The sequence below is a fragment of the Amaricoccus macauensis genome (assembly GCF_049800915.1).
GTDB classification, from domain to species: Bacteria; Pseudomonadota; Alphaproteobacteria; order Rhodobacterales; family Rhodobacteraceae; genus Amaricoccus; species Amaricoccus macauensis_A.
The window spans coordinates 437529-453238 of record NZ_JBNAFY010000004.1; the positions used below are offsets into that span (position 1 = coordinate 437529).

At 64.0% G+C, this 15710-nt stretch carries 17 protein-coding genes; 6 read left to right on the forward strand and 11 right to left on the reverse strand.

Annotation, left to right across the window (positions count from 1 at the left end; translation table 11 throughout):
- Nucleotides 1-20 precede the first annotated feature (20 nt).
- Nucleotides 21-785 (reverse strand): helix-turn-helix domain-containing protein, encoded by a 765-nt coding sequence (locus ACP15W_RS12650; protein WP_424933257.1) that lies wholly within the window; start codon nucleotides 783-785, stop codon nucleotides 21-23.
- 140 nt (nucleotides 786-925) lie between these two features.
- Here ACP15W_RS12650 and ACP15W_RS12655 point away from each other — a divergent pair, with 140 nt between their 5' ends.
- Nucleotides 926-1768, forward strand: a complete 843-nt coding sequence (locus ACP15W_RS12655; RefSeq protein ID WP_424933258.1) for a hypothetical protein — start codon at nucleotides 926-928, stop codon at nucleotides 1766-1768.
- On the opposite strand, the gene ACP15W_RS12660 is transcribed toward ACP15W_RS12655, so the two are convergent.
- A complete protein-coding gene (locus ACP15W_RS12660) occupies nucleotides 1769-2365 on the reverse strand; it encodes a helix-turn-helix domain-containing protein (protein ID WP_424933259.1) in 597 nt (198 codons plus the stop codon).
- Between the two features lie 172 nt (nucleotides 2366-2537).
- Here ACP15W_RS12660 and ACP15W_RS12665 point away from each other — a divergent pair, with 172 nt between their 5' ends.
- The gene (locus tag ACP15W_RS12665; protein WP_424933260.1) at nucleotides 2538-3035 is read left to right on the forward strand and encodes a fasciclin domain-containing protein; all 498 of its coding nucleotides are present in this window, start codon (nucleotides 2538-2540) and stop codon (nucleotides 3033-3035) included.
- 179 nt (nucleotides 3036-3214) lie between these two features.
- On the opposite strand, the gene ACP15W_RS12670 is transcribed toward ACP15W_RS12665, so the two are convergent.
- From ACP15W_RS12670 to ACP15W_RS12685, 4 genes are read right to left on the reverse strand one after another with little or no spacing between them, the layout of a single operon-like run.
- Nucleotides 3215-4576, reverse strand: a complete 1362-nt coding sequence (locus ACP15W_RS12670; RefSeq protein ID WP_424933261.1) for an ammonium transporter — start codon at nucleotides 4574-4576, stop codon at nucleotides 3215-3217.
- A 34-nt stretch (nucleotides 4577-4610) separates the two neighbouring features.
- The gene (locus tag ACP15W_RS12675; protein WP_424933262.1) at nucleotides 4611-4949 is read right to left on the reverse strand and encodes a P-II family nitrogen regulator; all 339 of its coding nucleotides are present in this window, start codon (nucleotides 4947-4949) and stop codon (nucleotides 4611-4613) included.
- A complete protein-coding gene (locus ACP15W_RS12680) occupies nucleotides 4946-5266 on the reverse strand; it encodes a hypothetical protein (RefSeq protein WP_424933263.1) in 321 nt (106 codons plus the stop codon). Before ACP15W_RS12680 ends, ACP15W_RS12675 begins: the two co-directional genes overlap by 4 nt.
- A complete protein-coding gene (locus ACP15W_RS12685) occupies nucleotides 5253-5591 on the reverse strand; it encodes a P-II family nitrogen regulator (protein WP_424933264.1) in 339 nt (112 codons plus the stop codon). The genes ACP15W_RS12680 and ACP15W_RS12685 overlap by 14 nt, the downstream gene beginning before the upstream one ends.
- 283 nt (nucleotides 5592-5874) lie before the next feature.
- Between ACP15W_RS12685 and ACP15W_RS12690 the strand changes: the two genes are divergently transcribed.
- Complete coding sequence (locus ACP15W_RS12690) at nucleotides 5875-7911, forward strand: transglycosylase domain-containing protein (RefSeq protein ID WP_424933265.1); 2037 nt, start codon at nucleotides 5875-5877, stop codon at nucleotides 7909-7911.
- Nucleotides 7912-7926: 15 nt separating this feature from the next.
- Here ACP15W_RS12690 and ACP15W_RS12695 read toward each other — a convergent pair whose 3' ends face one another.
- Nucleotides 7927-8832 (reverse strand): PhzF family phenazine biosynthesis protein, encoded by a 906-nt coding sequence (locus tag ACP15W_RS12695; protein ID WP_424933266.1) that lies wholly within the window; start codon nucleotides 8830-8832, stop codon nucleotides 7927-7929.
- A gap of 73 nt (nucleotides 8833-8905) precedes the next feature.
- On the opposite strand from ACP15W_RS12695, the gene ACP15W_RS12700 reads away from it, so the two are divergent.
- The 3 genes from ACP15W_RS12700 to ACP15W_RS12710 are packed head-to-tail and all read left to right on the forward strand — an operon-like array spanning nucleotide 8906 to nucleotide 10810.
- Nucleotides 8906-9286: an ArsR/SmtB family transcription factor gene (locus ACP15W_RS12700; RefSeq protein ID WP_424933267.1), complete on the forward strand. Its 381-nt coding sequence runs from the start codon at nucleotides 8906-8908 to the stop codon at nucleotides 9284-9286.
- Between the two features lies 1 nt (nucleotide 9287).
- Nucleotides 9288-9731 carry a YcgN family cysteine cluster protein gene (locus tag ACP15W_RS12705; protein WP_424933409.1) on the forward strand — a complete coding sequence of 148 codons (444 nt, stop codon included), beginning with the start codon at nucleotides 9288-9290 and terminating at the stop codon, nucleotides 9729-9731.
- Entirely contained in the window at nucleotides 9731-10810 is a 1080-nt protein-coding gene (locus ACP15W_RS12710) for a threonine aldolase family protein (protein WP_424933268.1), read from the forward strand. The genes ACP15W_RS12705 and ACP15W_RS12710 overlap by 1 nt, the downstream gene beginning before the upstream one ends.
- Nucleotides 10811-11267: 457 nt before the next feature.
- Here ACP15W_RS12710 and ACP15W_RS12715 read toward each other — a convergent pair whose 3' ends face one another.
- The 4 genes from ACP15W_RS12715 to ACP15W_RS12730 form a co-directional block, all read right to left on the reverse strand.
- On the reverse strand, nucleotides 11268-12623 hold the full coding sequence (locus tag ACP15W_RS12715) for a TRAP transporter large permease (protein ID WP_424933269.1): 1356 nt from the start codon (nucleotides 12621-12623) through the stop codon (nucleotides 11268-11270).
- A gap of 3 nt (nucleotides 12624-12626) precedes the next feature.
- A complete protein-coding gene (locus ACP15W_RS12720) occupies nucleotides 12627-13961 on the reverse strand; it encodes a TRAP transporter small permease subunit (protein ID WP_424933270.1) in 1335 nt (444 codons plus the stop codon).
- A gap of 102 nt (nucleotides 13962-14063) precedes the next feature.
- Nucleotides 14064-15161 (reverse strand): TRAP transporter substrate-binding protein DctP, encoded by a 1098-nt coding sequence (gene dctP, locus ACP15W_RS12725; protein ID WP_424933271.1) that lies wholly within the window; start codon nucleotides 15159-15161, stop codon nucleotides 14064-14066.
- Between the two features lie 227 nt (nucleotides 15162-15388).
- Nucleotides 15389-15661 carry a hypothetical protein gene (locus tag ACP15W_RS12730; protein WP_424933272.1) on the reverse strand — a complete coding sequence of 91 codons (273 nt, stop codon included), beginning with the start codon at nucleotides 15659-15661 and terminating at the stop codon, nucleotides 15389-15391.
- Nucleotides 15662-15710: the final 49 nt, after the last annotated feature.

The following is a 15710-nucleotide window of genomic DNA, read 5'->3' on the forward strand; positions in this document are numbered from 1 at the left end:
AGCGGCCTGACGCGAAAAATTCACCGATGGGACGCCATCCCTCGGCCCGCCTCTTCGGTGATGGGCGCGAGGCGCGCGAAATCCACCGGGCCCCAGGCGAGGCAGAGCTTGTAGCTGTGAAGCTCGGCGGCGGGGAGTGTGAGCTGATCCTGCCGGGCCATTTCGGACAGCTCGCGGGTGAGCGCGCGCAGGCTCTCCATGACATGACGAGCCGTATGCGCGGAGATCCGGCGGGACCGGGTGAGGAAACCGGCATCCTCGCCCTCGCCCGCAAGGAAGACCTCGCGGATGAATTCGAGATTGAGGCGCAGGAGCGCCGCATGGAGCGGGCCATCGAGCCGGAAGCGGATCGGTGCTTCGAGCAGGATGCGGATGCGGCCACCTTCCAGAACCTCCGCCAGTCCCATGTCCTCGAGGCGCCGCCCGATGCGAAAGAGCGTGCGGGCATCGAGACCGAACTGGCGCCCGATCTCCGCGGCGGGCATTCCGTCGCGCAGAAGCAGGAAGAGATGAAAGGCGGAGGGATCCTCGGCGAGGCGCATCTCGAGCCGGTCTCCCAGTTCCACCGGCCTGACCTCTGTCCGGCTGGCCTGGGCGATGATGTCGTCAAGCGAAACGTCGAGTGCGGCGCAGATCTCGATGATCCGGCTGAGCTTGTCGTCGCGCGCGGCGAAGATGCGCTTGATGGTGGGCTCTGAGGTGCCGAGCCGGCGGGCCAGCTCGGCGTAGGTAATACCGCGCGCCCGGAGCACGGATTTCAGGGTTTCGAAGATGAGGGCCTGCATGGGCGGGTCTCCATGATCCTGATTTCCAGAAGAAGGTATCGTTTTTTGATACTTCATGGAATGTATTTTGCCGCATCAGATAGAAATGCAATGCCTTTCCTATCAGGCGGTTGTGCCTGATCCAGTGAAAGGTTCTCGGAATGAAGGGTTTTGCAGGCGTGTTCCTCGCCGTGGCGGCTTTTGCGACCCCGGCGGCTGCGGCGGATGAGCTTTGGGTGGCGGATGGGTTCGACATGCCGGAATCGGCAGTGGTCGATCCGGCCCGCGGTCGGATCATCCTGAGCGTGATCGGCGGTGATCCCACGGCGGCGGATGGCAATGGCGGGCTGGTGCTGCTCTCATCCGATGGCGCGGTGCTCGACGCCAATTGGACTACGGGGCTCGATGCACCGAAGGGCTTGGCAATCGTGGACGATGTCTTGCTGGTGGCCGATCTGACGCGGCTCCATGAGGTCGATCTGACGTCAGGCGAAGTGCTGCGCTCCATCGAGGTGGAGGATGCGGTTTTCCTCAATGATATCACGTCGGATGGGAAGGGAGCCTTTGTCAGCGACATGATGGCGCACAGTCTCTGGCGCTACGAGGATGGGGAAATGACGCTCTGGTTGCAGGATGCGCGCCTGAGCCACCCCAATGGCGTCTACTGGGATCGGGACCGCTTGCTCGTCGGCTCCTGGGGTGAGGGCATCGCGGCGGATTTCACCACGGAAGTGCCCGGATCGCTGCTGGCAATCGACCCGGAGACGCAGGCGATCCGCGTTGTCGTGCCCGAACTTGGCAATCTCGACGGGATAACGCGGGCGGGTGACGCGCTTCTCGTGAATGACTGGATCACCGGCGCGCTCTTCGAGATCGGGGCGGACGGAACGGCCTCGGTGGTCGATACGTTTGCGCCGGGACTGGCGGACATTTCCTCTGACGGGAATGTGCTCCACCTGCCGATGATGCTCGAGGGACGGCTGGTGGCAAAGGCCTACCCCTGATCAGCCGCCGGTGCCGGCGCAGACCACGACGATGGCCGTGCAGGCCCCTGCCCCTTCGGCCGAGTAGGCATGGGGCAGGCTCGAGTCGAAATACATCGCGTCTCCCTGGCCGAGGTGAAAGCTCTGCGCGTCGATATCGACCCGCAACGCGCCGTCGATCACATAGATCAGCTCCTCGCCATCGTGGCGGTGTGGCTCGGTCACGGGGGCGCCGGACGGAAAGGTGCCGAGATAGGACTCCATCCGGCGGTCCATGACCGGGAAATCGAGGCTTTCGAACAGGTAGCTCGGATTGGTCGTATCGGGCCGGTCCGGGAGCCGGATGCGCTCCGCCCGCCGCACGACGGCAACCTTCGGCTGCTCCTCGTCATCGACGAAGAAGTGGTCCAGACCGACGCCGAACACGAGCGCGATCCGCAGGAGCGTGGGCAGTGTCGGGAAGAGCTGGCCTGTCTCGATCTTCGACAGCATGCCCGGCGACAGGCCGGTGTGATTGCCAAGCTCCGCGAGGCTCAGCTCCTTCTCCTTGCGGAGGTTTCGGACCTTCGGCCCGATGCGGTATTTTTCCAGCCCCTCCATAAGTGTCTGTGAAATCATTCCTGCGCCCCCGGACTCTTTCCTCCCAAGAGATACTCCGAGCGGAACTTTCATTTCCAGCAATATCACTTTCCTATCACGCAAATGTTTCTCGTAAGAAAACAAACTTTCCCTATCTTCAATTCCAAGCCGCAATGGGCGGCCCAAAATCTGAAAGCAACAGGAGGATCAAATGGCAACCGGACTGAAGAAAATGGCTTTGGCAGCCGTGGCTTTTGCAGGACTGACCGCTGGAAGCAGCGCGTTTGCCCAAGACGCCGACATCGTCGACACCGCTGTCGCCGCGGGGAATTTCCAGACGCTGGCCGCGGCCCTCGATGCCGCCGATCTTGTCGATACGCTCAAGAGCGACGGGCCGTTCACCGTGTTCGCCCCGACGGATGAAGCCTTCGCCAAGCTGCCGGATGGCACGGTCGAGATGCTCCTGGAGCCCGCCAACAAGGACAAGCTTGTGGAGATCCTGACCTATCACGTGGTTCCGGCCGAGTTTCCGGCCTCGGAGGTCGTGAAGTATGATGCCGCCAAGACCGTCAACGGCGAGCGCATCCATATTGATGCCGGCGCTTCCGGCGTGATGATCAACGACGCCAACGTGACGGCGACCGATATCTCCGCCTCAAACGGCATCATTCACGTGATCGATGCTGTGGTTCTTCCCCCGAGCATGTGATCCGCGCACCATGCCCTCGAAGCAGGATCGGGGGTGTGGATGACGCAAGTCCAAGCCAGGGAGGAGCGGTTCACGCGCATCTTCCCCCAAGACAGCGTGCGTGAATCGAAAAAGGCCCGGATCGCGATGATCCGGGCCCAGTCGTCTGAGCCGGGGCTTTCACCCCGGCAGGGGGAAAATCACGCCTTGGCGGCGACGAATTCCGGGTAGCACTCCATGCCGAGCTCATCGAGGTCGAGACCGTCGATCTCGGCTTCCTCGCTGACGCGGATGCCCATGGTGGCCTTCAGGATCAGCCACACGATGGCCGAAACCACGAAGACGAAGGCGCCGACGATGACGATGGAGATGATCTGACCACCCCAGGTCGCATCCGAGTTCGTGAAGCAGACGGCAAGCGTGCCCCAGATACCGCAGACGAGGTGGACCGGGATCGCACCGACGACGTCGTCGATCTTCATCTTGTCGAGCATCGGAACCGAGAGGACCACGAGAACGCCGCCAACCATGCCGATGAGCGTTGCCGCACCCAGCGAAGGCGTCAGCGGCTCTGCGGTGATGGAGACGAGACCCGCAAGAGCGCCGTTGAGGACCATGGTGAGGTCGGGCTTCTTGTAGAGGATCTGGGTCAGGATCAGCGCGGCCACGGCACCACCGGCAGCGGCGGTGTTGGTGTTCGAGAAGATCCGGCTCACGTCGGCGGCATCACCGATCGAGCCCATGGCAAGCTGCGAACCGCCGTTGAAGCCGAACCAGCCGAGCCAGAGGATGAACGTGCCGAGGGTTGCCAGCGCGAGGTTGGAACCCGGATAGGGATGCACGCCACCGGACTTGGGATACTTGCCGAGACGCGGTCCGAGAATGAGCGCGCCAGCGAGAGCCGCCCAACCACCGACCGAGTGCACGACCGTGGAACCTGCGAAATCGAGGAAGCCGTACTGGCTGTCGAGGAAGCCGCCGCCCCATTTCCAGGAGGCCTGGATCGGGTAGATGAACGCAGTGAGGACGATCACGAAGATCAGGAACGGCCAGAGCTTGATGCGCTCCGCCAGCGTGCCGGACACGATCGAGGCGGTGGTGGCGCAGAACATCAGCTGGAAGAAGAAGTCCGAACCCGTGGAAGCATAGGCGATGTCATCCGCGCTGTCTGCGCCGATGCCGACCGCTTCGAGAACGGCCACGCCGAAGGCGCCGAGATAGCCGCCGGTTTCATCTGTGCCGATGGACCATGCGCCGAGCGGGTACATCAGGTTGTAGCCGATCAGGTAGTAGAAGATTGCCGCCAGCGAGAAGAGCGAGATGTTCTTCAGCAGCTGCATGGTGACGTTCTTCGAGCGGACGAGACCTGCTTCGAGCATTGCGAAGCCGGCCGCCATCCACATGACGAGGAAACCGCCGATGAGGAACAGCAGCGTGTTGAGAATCCAGACCGTGTGTTCGGCCGGGTCTACGCTTGCAGCGGCCTCCTGCGCGAATCCCGCCTGGGTCGCCGCTCCGAGCGCGAGCGCCGCCACTGCGGAACATTTAAAGAACTTGTTCATGTGTTTGGTTACCCCTTCCTGGTAAGTCTGGCGCTCACAGAGCTTCTTCACCGGTCTCGCCGGTACGCACGCGCATCGCCTGTTCGACATCGAGAACGAAAATCTTTCCGTCGCCGATCTTGCCGGTCTTCGCCGTGGTGGAGAGCGTCTCGAGGACCTGCGGAGCGACCGCGTCGGAGACGACGAGTTCCAGCTTGATCTTCGGGACGAAGTTCACGACATATTCTGCGCCGCGGTAGATCTCGGTGTGGCCGGACTGGCGACCGTAACCCTTGACCTCGGAGACCATCAGACCCTGCACGCCGATGGTGGTCAGCGCCTCGCGGACCTCCTCCAGCTTGAAGGGTTTGATGACGGCTATGATCAGTTTCATGAGTTTCCTCTCTCCTTAATTCGTCGGAAGGCGGCGATGCGGCGCCTTCTCTTTTGGCCGGCGGTCAGGTCCGGTACCCGGTGAGGGCCAGTATCAGAGGGCCTGCCGATCCAGAAAGCGAACCGGGGGGCGGAACCTGTGGCCGTGAATTCATTTTCCGGCATTTGCACATTTTTTGAACACATCTGCTTAGAAAGGCGGACCATTGCCAACGCCGCGGCGCCGGTTTCGAGAGCATTTCCAGCAGATGAGTCCTTCTGCCCGGCCAGCGCGGTGCAAGAACGCTCTTCGGCGACGCAGAACTCAGAGCGCGTCATGGCCTGTCTCGCCCGTGCGGACGCGAACGGCGTCCGAAACGTCGAATACGAAAACCTTGCCCGCGCCGATCCGGTCGGATCTGGCCGCCTCGCCGATGATGGCCACGACCTGCTCGGCGACCTCCTCGGGCACCACGATCTCCAGTTTGACCTTGGAGATGAAATTCACCTCATACTCCGCGCCCCGGTAGATCTCGGTATGGCCGACCTGCCGGCCATGCCCCATGACTTCCGAGACCATGAGACCCTTGATCCCGAACTCCGAAAGCGCCTTGCGCACGCCTTCGAACTTCGGCGGATCGATCACCGCCATGATGAGCTTCATCCCATTCCCTCATTCGCATTCCTTGAGGGCAGCAAAGCAGGATTCGTGCCGGGTTAACCAAGGCGTCACAATTGCTTGATTTCAAAGGAATTTTACCGATTCCCCCTGGTGGAGTAATTAAAGGTGTCTAATGGTTGGGCAGAATGTGCGAAAATCCGGCGCATTCTGTTCACGTATCCGGCATTCCGCGCCCGCGCTTGACCCGACGGGGCCGCATTGGGCTGGAATGCCCGGTGCTTTGACCTTACTGTGGTAAAAAACAACGAGAGCAGGTGGCCGACGGATGGCCAAAGCGACCAATAAACCGAAAAAGGCCCCCGCAAAGCGGGCGAAGCCCAAGGCTCGCGCGCGGCTTGGTGCGCCCGAACGCATGCTGCGTGGCTTTTTTTCGAGCATTTTCCGCATCCTATGGTGGATCGGCCTACGCGCAGGGATCGCAGTCGGCCTCGCGGTCGGGATCGCCACGGCGTATTACTACAGCCAGCTTCCCGATTTCGACGCCCTGCTCGACGGGCGCGATCGCGGTTCGGTCACGTTCCTTGACCGTCACAACAACGTCTTCGCCTGGCGCGGAAGCCAGCAGGGCCTCGCGCGGGCCGAAGATGTCTCGCCGCACCTGGTTCATGCGGTGGTCGCCACAGAGGACCGGCGGTTCTACAGCCATTTCGGACTGGACTTCCGCGGGCTGGCCCGCGCCGCGCTGGTGAACTACCGCGCTGGCGGCACGGTTCAGGGCGGATCGTCGCTCACCCAGCAGGTGGCCAAGCTCATCTTCTTCGACAACGAGCGGACGCTCGAACGCAAGATCAAGGAAGTGCCGGCCGCGCTGGCGCTGGAGTTCAAGTTCTCGAAGAACGAGATCCTGTCGATCTATCTCAACCGGGCCTATCTCGGCGCAGGCGCGACCGGGTTCCAGGCCGCCTCCGAACGCTATTTCGGCAAGTCGGCCGCGGAGGTCGATCCGTCCGAGGCGGCGATGCTGGCCGGGCTCCTGCGGGCGCCCTCGCGCTTTGCCCCCACCAACAACCTCGCCCTAGCGCAGGAGAGGGCCTCGACGATCATCGACCTGATGGAGGATCAGGGATACCTGACGGCCCAGCAGGCAGCTGTGGCTCATGCCAGCCCGGCCTCGCTCTCGCGCGCGGCAGCGGAACGTGCCGGCGGTGATTTCGCTGACTGGGTCATGTCGAGCGGGCCCGATTTTCTCACGCGCAAGACCACCGAGGACATCTCGGTGCTGACGACATTCGACGCGCGCATCCAGCGGGCCGCGGAACAGGCGCTCACGCATGTGTTCGAGACCAAGGTGAAGCCCGGGTCCAAGGCGCAGGCGGCGATCGTTGTGATGTCCCCCGACGGGGCGGTGCGCGCGATGGTCGGCGGGCGCAATCTTGGCGGCACCGAGGGGCAGTTCAACCGCGCGACCCAGGCAAAGCGCCAGACCGGCTCGCTTTTCAAGACTTTCGTTTTTGCCGCAGCGCTGCAATCGGGGGCAAGTCCGCTCGATACGGTGCTCGATGCGCCGCTGACGCTCAATGTGCCCGGCTCGGGCGACTGGTCGCCGCGCAACTATTCGCGACAGTATCGGGGTGACATCACGCTCGACGATGCGCTGACCTATTCGGTGAACACCGCCACGGTACGGGTCTCGGAAGCGACGGGGCGCGCACGCGTCAAGGCACTGGCGCAGGATTTCGGGGTCAGCTCGCCGATCGCGGACGGGCCGGCGCTGGCGCTCGGGGTGTCCGAGGCGACGCTGCTTGAAATGACGGGTGCCTACGCCGGTATCCTGAATGGCGGGGTTGCGGCCATCCCATTCGGGATGCGGGAAATTCAGCTCAAGGAAGACGGCACGCATCTGATGGGATCGGGGCGGAAGCCACCGGTGCGGGTGATGAACGAGCGCGCAGCTGGTGAACTGGTCTGGATGATGAACCATGTGGTCGAACGCGGCACCGGCACCCGCGCCAAGCTTCCCGACCGGCCGGCAGCGGGAAAGACCGGCACGACCCAGGCGGCGCGCGATGCCTGGTTCATCGGCTTCACCGGCAACTATGTCACCGGGGTCTGGATGGGTTATGACGACAACACGCCCCTGTCGGGCGTGACCGGCGGCGGATTGCCGGCGGAGATCTGGCAGGAAGCTATGGTGCGGATTACCAATGGCGTGCCCGCGAAACCGCTGCCCATGCGTGCCCCGGAACCGGCGGCCCCTCAGGTGGCCATGCCGGACATCCGTCCGGGCCAGGTGGCGCAGAACGTCGGCGACACGGTGCAAAATGTGTTCGAGAGCGTGTTCCGCGGGATCTTCGGGAACTAACGGGCCTGCCGGGGGCTATTCAGGCAGGAACAGCGCCCCCGTCATCACGTGAACGGCAGGGCCGGAGATCGTCACATCCGAGGTGCCATCCGGCGCTCGGGCGGCTTCGGCCACGATCTGGCTGGGGCGGCCCATCTCGGAGCCTTGCGATATGACCAGCGAGACGGGCTCACCGCCGAGATCGCAGAGAAGGCCCGAGAGCGCGGCCGCGGCGCTGCCGGTTGCCGGATCTTCCTCGATGCCTTCCAGGGGTGCGAAGACACGCATGGCCGCGGCCTCTCCCTTTCCCCGGGCATAGAGCGCGATGGCAAGAATGCCGGGCGCATCGGTGTTTGCGGCTTTCAGCGCGGAAAAGGCATCGCGCTTCGGTTCGGCCCGCGACAGAGCCTCGCGCGAGGCGGTTTCCGCGATCACGAAGGGCAGGCCCTTGGAGGCGAGGCACGGCGCGTGGCTTTCCGTGGCAAGATCTCCGAGCTTCAGTCCGACACAGGCCGCGATCTCGGCAGGCGTGAATTCCGCCCCGCGCTCGAACGGGGTGAGGCTGTTGAAGCTTGCGTGCCAGACCTCGCCCGACAGCGATGCGGTGCAGGCAACCGGGCCCGCGCCTTCCTCGATCACCATCTCGAGCGGCACCGGCTGCCCGAAGGCGTAGCCCGAATTGGCGAGGCTTGCCGCGGCACCCAGCGTCGGGTGGCCGGCGAAGGGCACTTCCGAGCCCGGCGTGAAGATCCTGAGCCGGATCGTCCCGCCCGCCTCGGGAGGCAGCATAAACACGCTTTCGGAATAGTTGAATTCGCGGGCAATGGCCTGCATGGCCTCCGCGCTCAGGCCGCGCGCATCGGGGATCACGGCGAGCTGGTTGCCGCCGAACGGGCTGTCAGTGAAGACATCCCAGACTTCAAATGAGAGCTCTCGGGTCATGAGGGGGCCCTTTTCGACGGGAGAGACGTGGGATATGCTGTTTTGGAGAATTGCAATATAGGGGTTTTCCTATATGGACGTTTCGGAGGAGTCAACGCTGTGCTTCCTGCGCGCGGTGTCGAATCGCCACCGCCTGATGATCCTGCGATGGATCCTCGATCCACGCCAGCATTTCCCGCCCCAGCGCGATGGCGATCTCGAGGATGACGGCGTCTGTGTCGGTTTCATCACCGAGAAGCTCGGCGTGACGCAGCCGACGGTCACGGGGCACATGCAGGTGCTCGCCGAAGCGGGGCTCGTCACCTCGCGCAAGATCAAGAACTGGGTATTCTACAAGCCGCGGCGCGAGGCGATCCGCGAAGGGCTCGGCGGGCTCAGGGCCGCGCTCGGCCCGGCTCTCGACGATGCCCCCCTGCCCGGACAGCCCCTCGAGGAGACACCACTTGACCGATGACATGAGGCCCCGGTTCTGGGAGCGGTTCGCGCTCGAGGATCTGACACGGGCGGAATGGGAAGCGCTGTGCGATGGGTGCGCAAAGTGCTGCCTGATCAAGCTCGAGGACGAGGATACCGGCGAGGTTTCCTACACCAACATCTCCTGCCGTCTGCTCGATCAGGGCACGTGCCGGTGCAGCAACTACCCGCTGCGCCGCCAGCTCGTGCGCGACTGCAACGTGCTCGACATGGCGACACTGGAGCGGATCGCGGACTGGCTGCCGCTTTCCTGCGCCTATCGCCGGATGCAGGACGGGCGTGGGCTGGCGAAGTGGCATCCGCTGGTTTCGGGCGATCCCGAGAGTGTCCACAAGGCCGGCATCTCGTTGCGCGGGCAAATGGTCTCGGAATACGATCTCGACGAAGACGACTGGCCCGACTACGTGATCGAGGAGGCGATGTAATGTGGTTCGTTTCGGACAATGCGGCCCCGGCGGCGCCGGAAGTTCTGGCCTCCCTCACGCGCGCCAACGAGGGCTACACGCCTGCCTATGGCAAGGACCCGCTGACGGAGCGCGTCACGGTGCGGTTGCGGGAGATCTTCGAGGCCCCCGATGCGGCGGTGCATCTCGTGGGCACGGGCACGGCGGGCAACGTGCTCGCACTTGCCTGCCTCTGCCCGCCCTGGGCGACGATCTACTGTCATCGGAACGCCCATATCGAGGAGGACGAGTGCGGAGCGCCGGAATTCTACACGGGCGGCTCGAAGCTCACGCTGCTCGAAGGGGATCATGCGCGGATCACGCCCGACGCGCTGACCCGCGCCATCAGCTTCACCGCGCGTGCAGGCGTGCACAATGTCCAGCGCGGCGCACTTTCGCTGACAAATTCCACAGAGCTCGGCGCAGTCTATACGCCTGCCGACATCCGCGCGCTATCGGACATCGCCCATGATGCGGGCCTGCCGGTGCATCTCGATGGGGCGCGTTTCGCCAATGCGCTGGTCGGGCTCGGCTGTTCGCCGGCAGATCTGACCTGGCGCGCTGGCGTGGATGTGCTCACGCTGGGCGGGACCAAGAACGGGCTTATGGGCGTCGAGGCGGTGATCTTCTTCGACCCGGCGAAATCCTGGGAGTTCGAGCTGCGCCGGAAGCGCGGCGGGCATCTCTTCTCGAAGCATCGCTATCTCGCGGCCCAGATGGATGCCTGGCTGGAAGGCGGGCTCTGGCTGGACCTGGCGTCACGGGCGAACGCGCGAGCTGCCGAGCTTTCCGCCGGGATCGCCGCCTTGCCCGGCGCAAAAATCAACCACCCGACCGAGGCCAACGCCGTCTTTGCCTCCTGGCCCCGGGCCGGCCATCGGGCGCTGCAGGAGGCCGGGGCGCAATATTACCTCTGGCCGGGGAACCAGAGCCTCGAGGGACCGGACGACGAGCCCCTGTCCGCGCGGCTCGTCTGTTCCTGGTCGACACGGCAGGGAGATGTCGCGGCGTTTCTTGCGGTGCTGTCGGAACAGGTGGAGGCGCAGGCGCAGCGGGCCTGAGCCGGATCAAGAATGGTGCGGATCTGATACCAGCCCATGCGGCGAAAGTTGAAACGGCTCGGCCCCGTCATTTTCCTGGCGGGGCCATTTCAGCGTGACATCCAAACGACTGCTATTTGCAAACCGCTGTCGTGTTCGGTGCCGGTCCGGCGGCGGACCGGGGGTTGGCGCAACAGCGGCTGTTCAGCGCAATTTATGGTGAAAAGACTGCCCAGACCGGCGGTATGCCCCTGCATTGACGATGCGCCAGCCCGTTCGGTCGGGCCGCCGCAGGCACGGCGCCTTCGGCTTGTCCCGTGCCATGGTATTCCAGCACCAATGGCACGACTCGGCGGGCGGGAGTGATATCCGCCCTCCTTATGTACTTCTGCCCTCGCGAACGCCGGAAAAGCAGGCCCGCGCATTCAATATTTGCCGCAGGTACCGAGGGGGCTGTCAGCCCCCCCCGTCCTCACATTCACCCGTAAACCTGCTGTGGCAGCCATGTGATGATTTCCGGGAACATCATACATAGTGCGAGCCCGACGAATTGCAGGAACAGGAAGGGCAGCGCGGAGCGGAAGATCTGCCCCATGGGGATCTCGGGTGGTGCCACGCCGCGCAGGTAGAAGAGCGCATAGCCGAAGGGCGGCGACAGGAAGCTCATCTGCATGTTCACGAGATAGAGCACGCCGAACCAGAGAACGAGGTCGTCGGCGTTGTCGAGACCGAAGGCCTGCGCGCCCAGCGCTTTCACGATCGGCACGAAGATCGGCACGCAGAGCAGCAGGATGCCGACCCAGTCGAGGAACATGCCGAGCACGATGAGTACGATCTGCATCACGATCAGGATGCCCCAGGGGCCGAGACCGGTGGCGGCGAGTGCGTTCTGGACGAATTGCTGGCCGCCCTCGAGCACGTAGAGCCCGACGAAGATCGTTGCGCCGAACATGATCCAGATGACCATGGCGGAGGCCTTGAGCGTGGTGAGGGAGGCCTCACGCAGGGTCTGCCAATCGAGCTTGCGGTGGATGGCGGCGACGATGATCGCGCCGAAGGTGCCGATGCCCGCGGCCTCCACCGGCGTGGCGACCCCGGTGAAGATCACGCCCAGCACCACGGCAATGAGCACGATGGGGGCGGACATGTTGCCCATGAGCCGGATCTTCTCGCGGGTGGAGACGCGCTCCTCCAGCGGGATCGGCGGGCCTTTCCTGGGGTCGATGTAGCACTGGACGACCGCGTAGAGGATATACATGCCCGAGAGCAGAAGGCCCGGGAACACTGCGCCGATGAAGAGCTCGCCCACGGATTGCTCGGCCACCACCGCGTAGATGATGGCGAGGATCGAGGGCGGGATCAGGATGCCGAGCGTGCCGCCGGCCATGATCGAGCCCATGGCGATCTTCGGGTCATAGCCGCGCCCGAGCATCGCCGGGAGCGCAATGATCCCCATCGTCACGACCGCCGCACCGATCACCCCGACCATGGCCGCGAGCACGGTGGAGGCGATGACGGTTGCGGCTGCCAGGCCCCCCTTCACCCCGCCGAGCACCTTGTAGATCACGTCGAACATGTCGTTGATGATGCCCGCCCGTTCGAGCATCGAGGCCATGAAGATGAAGAGCGGGATCGCCGAGAGCTGGTAGTTCGTCATCAGCGGGAAGATGCGGGACGGCACGATATTGAGGGCGCGCTCGTCACCGAGGAGAAAGAGGAAGACGCACGCGAGCCCCCCGGTGACGAAGGCAAGCGGCAGGCCTGCCATCAGGAGCACCATCAGCGAGCCGAACATGATGAGTGTGAGCCACTCGATGCCGATTTCGAGACCCATGGATCACACTCCCTGCACGACTTTGCGCAGGTCCTGCGCGAACTTCGAAATCCCCTGCAGCACAAGCAGCAGGCCACCGATCACCATCACCCATTTCATCGGCCAGAGCGGCACTTCCCATTCGTTGAAGCTGATCTCGCCCCAGCGGATGTTGGCATCCGTCCATTGCCGCAGGTCCCATGACGCGAGCATCTCGCCGGTGGAGATCTGGCCCCGTGCCCAGGACGAGAGGATGCCGTTGCCCGAGGGCACCGCGAGTGCATCCATGGCGAAGATCCAGGCGGTGACAAGCAATGTGCCCGCGAAGATGAAATAGAAGACGGAAGTCAGCAGGTCGACGATGGCCTTCCGGCGCGGCGACCAGGAGGCGTAGAAGATGTCGACCCGGACATGGCTTTCGGTCAGCGCGGCATAGGCGCCCGAAACGAGGTATTGCATGCCGAACATGAGATACATCGCCTCATGCGCCCAGTTGGTCGGGCTGCCGAAGACATAGCGGCTCAGCACCTCGAAATAATAAACGAAGACGGCGATCACCGCCCAGTAGCTGACGAATTCGCCGGCATAGAGCGAGCAGCGGTCGAGCGCGCCGGTCCAGCCGCGGGAGACGTAGTCGGCATCGTCCTTGCGCTCGGCGGATTCCAGCGCCTTGAGCGCCTTTTCCGCCTCGCTCATTTCCTCATGCTCGGGAAGGTCCGCGTTGGCGCGGCGCACAAGCATGGGCAGAAGGACGGCATCGACGGCCATTGCGGCGAGGATCGCAAAGAAGGCGATGCGCGCCATTCCGTTCCAGCGATCCAGGTCCGCCTGTGCCGTTTCGAGACCCGGCTTCGCCTCGGCCAGATCGGCTTCGGCCAGCGCGATGCGGGCCTCGCCCTCCTCGAGTCGGGTTTCGGCCCGTTCCACGTCACGCTCGGCCCGGCGGATGGCAAAGCTGCCTTCATCGGCCTCGGCCTGCGCGGTTTCGAGCGCTTCGCGCAGGGCCGGCAGGTCGGCGCGGGCCGTCTCCACCCTGCCCTGCTCGCGGTCGAGGGTGCGCTCGGCCATGCGCACCGCATTGGCATAATCCGAGACACCCGAGCGGGCGGTAAGCGCTTCGGAGTTGGCGTAGAGAATGAAGATGAAGACCGGGATGTAGAGGAGCCCCCAGAGGTTGCTCAGGTAGAGCCTGTGGAGGCCCATGATCCCGCCGGTAATCAGGATGAAATAGCCCAGCACCGGGGAATACCGGCGCTCGCGGGGCCGTTGGCGGCGGGAAAGCGCCATGGCAACGAGCGGGAACAGGATCAGTCCGATCCAGTAGGCCCAGTGCGGCAATGTGAAATCGAGACTTGGCATGGGTATCCCCGAAGGGGCGCGCAGCCGGGCGCCCGGTCAAATCCGGTCAGGCCCGCACGCAGGAGCGCGCGGACCTTCGAGTGTGTCAGCCGGTTTGGCGGATCACAGGTTGAGGGTCAGACCTTCGGTCAGCGCCGGATCCACATAGCCAAGCGAGCCGGACTGCATGTAGTCGAGCTGGATCTTGAAGACGCGGGCGCTGTTGGGATCGCGGTTTGCGTAGTCGAACCAGATCGGCACCGCCACCTCGGTCATCAGTTCCACGTCGTCCTGGCTGAGGCGTGTCACCTCCACGCCATCGGCCTCGAAGAGTCCCCAGGCTTCCTGGTCGGCCTTCTGGATCGCGGCGTGATGCATGTCGGAATAGACGTGGGTCTCCATTTCGACGAACTGCTGCATCTGCGGCGAAAGCGCGTTCCAGGCATCCATGCCGACGGTGATGTCCATGAGGTCGACCGGCTGGTAGAGCGACATGAAGCCCGGAGGTCCCATAGAGATGTAGCTGGTGACCTGGGAAAAGCCGAGCGCGTAGTTGACCGCCGGCCCCACGTAGTCGGCCACGTCGATGGTGCCGCGTTCGAGGGCGGGAAAGATCTCCGAGCCGGGAAGCACGGTCGTCTCCGCGCCGATCTCCGTGAAGACCTCGGCCACCATGCCGCCGGGCAGGCGCATCTTTCGGCCGCGGAAATCGTCGATGGACCGGATCGGCACCTTGGAGTGAATGATGTTGGGCCCATGGTGCACCGGGCCGACGAAATGCATTCCCTGCTCGGCATAAAGCTCGCGCGCGATGTCGAGCCCGCCAAGGCCATAGTAGAACACGTCCCACTCATGCGGATTGCGCAGGGCAAGCGGGTAGCTCGTGAGGAAGGTTGCCGCGGGAATGATGCCCTGGGCATAGATCGTGAAGGGATTGACCGCCTCGAGCACGCCATTACGCACGGCGTCGTAGAGCTGGAAATCCCCGACGACGTCGTTTGCGCCGAAGGGCTGGAACTCGAGCTCGCCGCCCGACTTCTCCACGATGGTCGCGCACCAGTCCTTGAAGATCTGGAGCCCTGCGCCGCCCGGCCAGGATGTCTGGATGCGCCATGTGGTCGTCTGGCCCTGGGCGCTGGCGATATGCGGTGCGGCCAGCGTTGCGGCGCCGGCCCCTGCAATGGTGCGCAGGGCGGATCTTCGTTTGATCAATCGCGTCATGTCTTCCTCCCGTGTGAACAGGGAGGCAAAACGGCATGGCACGTTCGGCAACGGTCCGGCGCAGGCGCGCGATGCGACCCCGTCGGTTCCGTTCCAAAGCCAGTTACGGCGCGTCTCTTTTGACGAGAATTGCGCAGCACGAATTCCTCCCGTGCGGCAACCCTAACCGGTTCGCCACAAAAGGCAATGTTCAGGTTTGCTCACAGTAATCCCGCGTAAAGGACCGCTTAAGGTTTGCGCCGGGCCTTTGCGCCACCCCGGCGGGAATGGGCGCGCGCGGGCGCCGCCAACCCCTCTTCGAGCACGCGGGTCATCGGGTGATCGGGATGGGCGGTGCCGTAGGCCTCGAGCAGCGCCCGGATCTCCGCCCGGCCCGTCATGCCGGAATGGCCCACGGCCCAGTCGAAGAAGATCGTGCGGCAATCCTCGATACCGATATCGAGCGTGTAGGCCTCGGCAAGAAGGCCGCGCGGATCGGCGGGGTGATATTTGCGGGCCATTGCGAAACCTCTTCCTACTGCGTCGCGATTTCCGATCACACACACGCCT

Bases quoted from the DNA above. Each gene is read 5' to 3' on its own strand.
- ACP15W_RS12675 (WP_424933262.1), bottom strand. From the start codon at position 4,949: ATGAAACTGATCATAGCCGTCATCAAACCCTTCAAGCTGGAGGAGGTC.
- ACP15W_RS12730 (WP_424933272.1), bottom strand. From the start codon at position 15,661: ATGGCCCGCAAATATCACCCCGCCGATCCGCGCGGCCTTCTTGCCGAG.
- ACP15W_RS12695 (WP_424933266.1), bottom strand. From the start codon at position 8,832: ATGACCCGAGAGCTCTCATTTGAAGTCTGGGATGTCTTCACTGACAGC.
- ACP15W_RS12670 (WP_424933261.1), bottom strand. From the start codon at position 4,576: ATGAACAAGTTCTTTAAATGTTCCGCAGTGGCGGCGCTCGCGCTCGGA.
- ACP15W_RS12665 (WP_424933260.1), top strand. From the start codon at position 2,538: ATGGCAACCGGACTGAAGAAAATGGCTTTGGCAGCCGTGGCTTTTGCA.
- ACP15W_RS12715 (WP_424933269.1), bottom strand. From the start codon at position 12,623: ATGGGTCTCGAAATCGGCATCGAGTGGCTCACACTCATCATGTTCGGC.
- ACP15W_RS12660 (WP_424933259.1), bottom strand. From the start codon at position 2,365: ATGATTTCACAGACACTTATGGAGGGGCTGGAAAAATACCGCATCGGG.
- dctP (WP_424933271.1), bottom strand. From the start codon at position 15,161: ATGACGCGATTGATCAAACGAAGATCCGCCCTGCGCACCATTGCAGGG.
- ACP15W_RS12710 (WP_424933268.1), top strand. From the start codon at position 9,731: ATGTGGTTCGTTTCGGACAATGCGGCCCCGGCGGCGCCGGAAGTTCTG.
- ACP15W_RS12680 (WP_424933263.1), bottom strand. From the start codon at position 5,266: ATGACGCGCTCTGAGTTCTGCGTCGCCGAAGAGCGTTCTTGCACCGCG.
- ACP15W_RS12650 (WP_424933257.1), bottom strand. From the start codon at position 785: ATGCAGGCCCTCATCTTCGAAACCCTGAAATCCGTGCTCCGGGCGCGC.
- ACP15W_RS12690 (WP_424933265.1), top strand. From the start codon at position 5,875: ATGGCCAAAGCGACCAATAAACCGAAAAAGGCCCCCGCAAAGCGGGCG.
- ACP15W_RS12720 (WP_424933270.1), bottom strand. From the start codon at position 13,961: ATGCCAAGTCTCGATTTCACATTGCCGCACTGGGCCTACTGGATCGGA.
- ACP15W_RS12655 (WP_424933258.1), top strand. From the start codon at position 926: ATGAAGGGTTTTGCAGGCGTGTTCCTCGCCGTGGCGGCTTTTGCGACC.
- ACP15W_RS12685 (WP_424933264.1), bottom strand. From the start codon at position 5,591: ATGAAGCTCATCATGGCGGTGATCGATCCGCCGAAGTTCGAAGGCGTG.
- ACP15W_RS12705 (WP_424933409.1), top strand. From the start codon at position 9,288: ATGAGGCCCCGGTTCTGGGAGCGGTTCGCGCTCGAGGATCTGACACGG.
- ACP15W_RS12700 (WP_424933267.1), top strand. From the start codon at position 8,906: ATGGACGTTTCGGAGGAGTCAACGCTGTGCTTCCTGCGCGCGGTGTCG.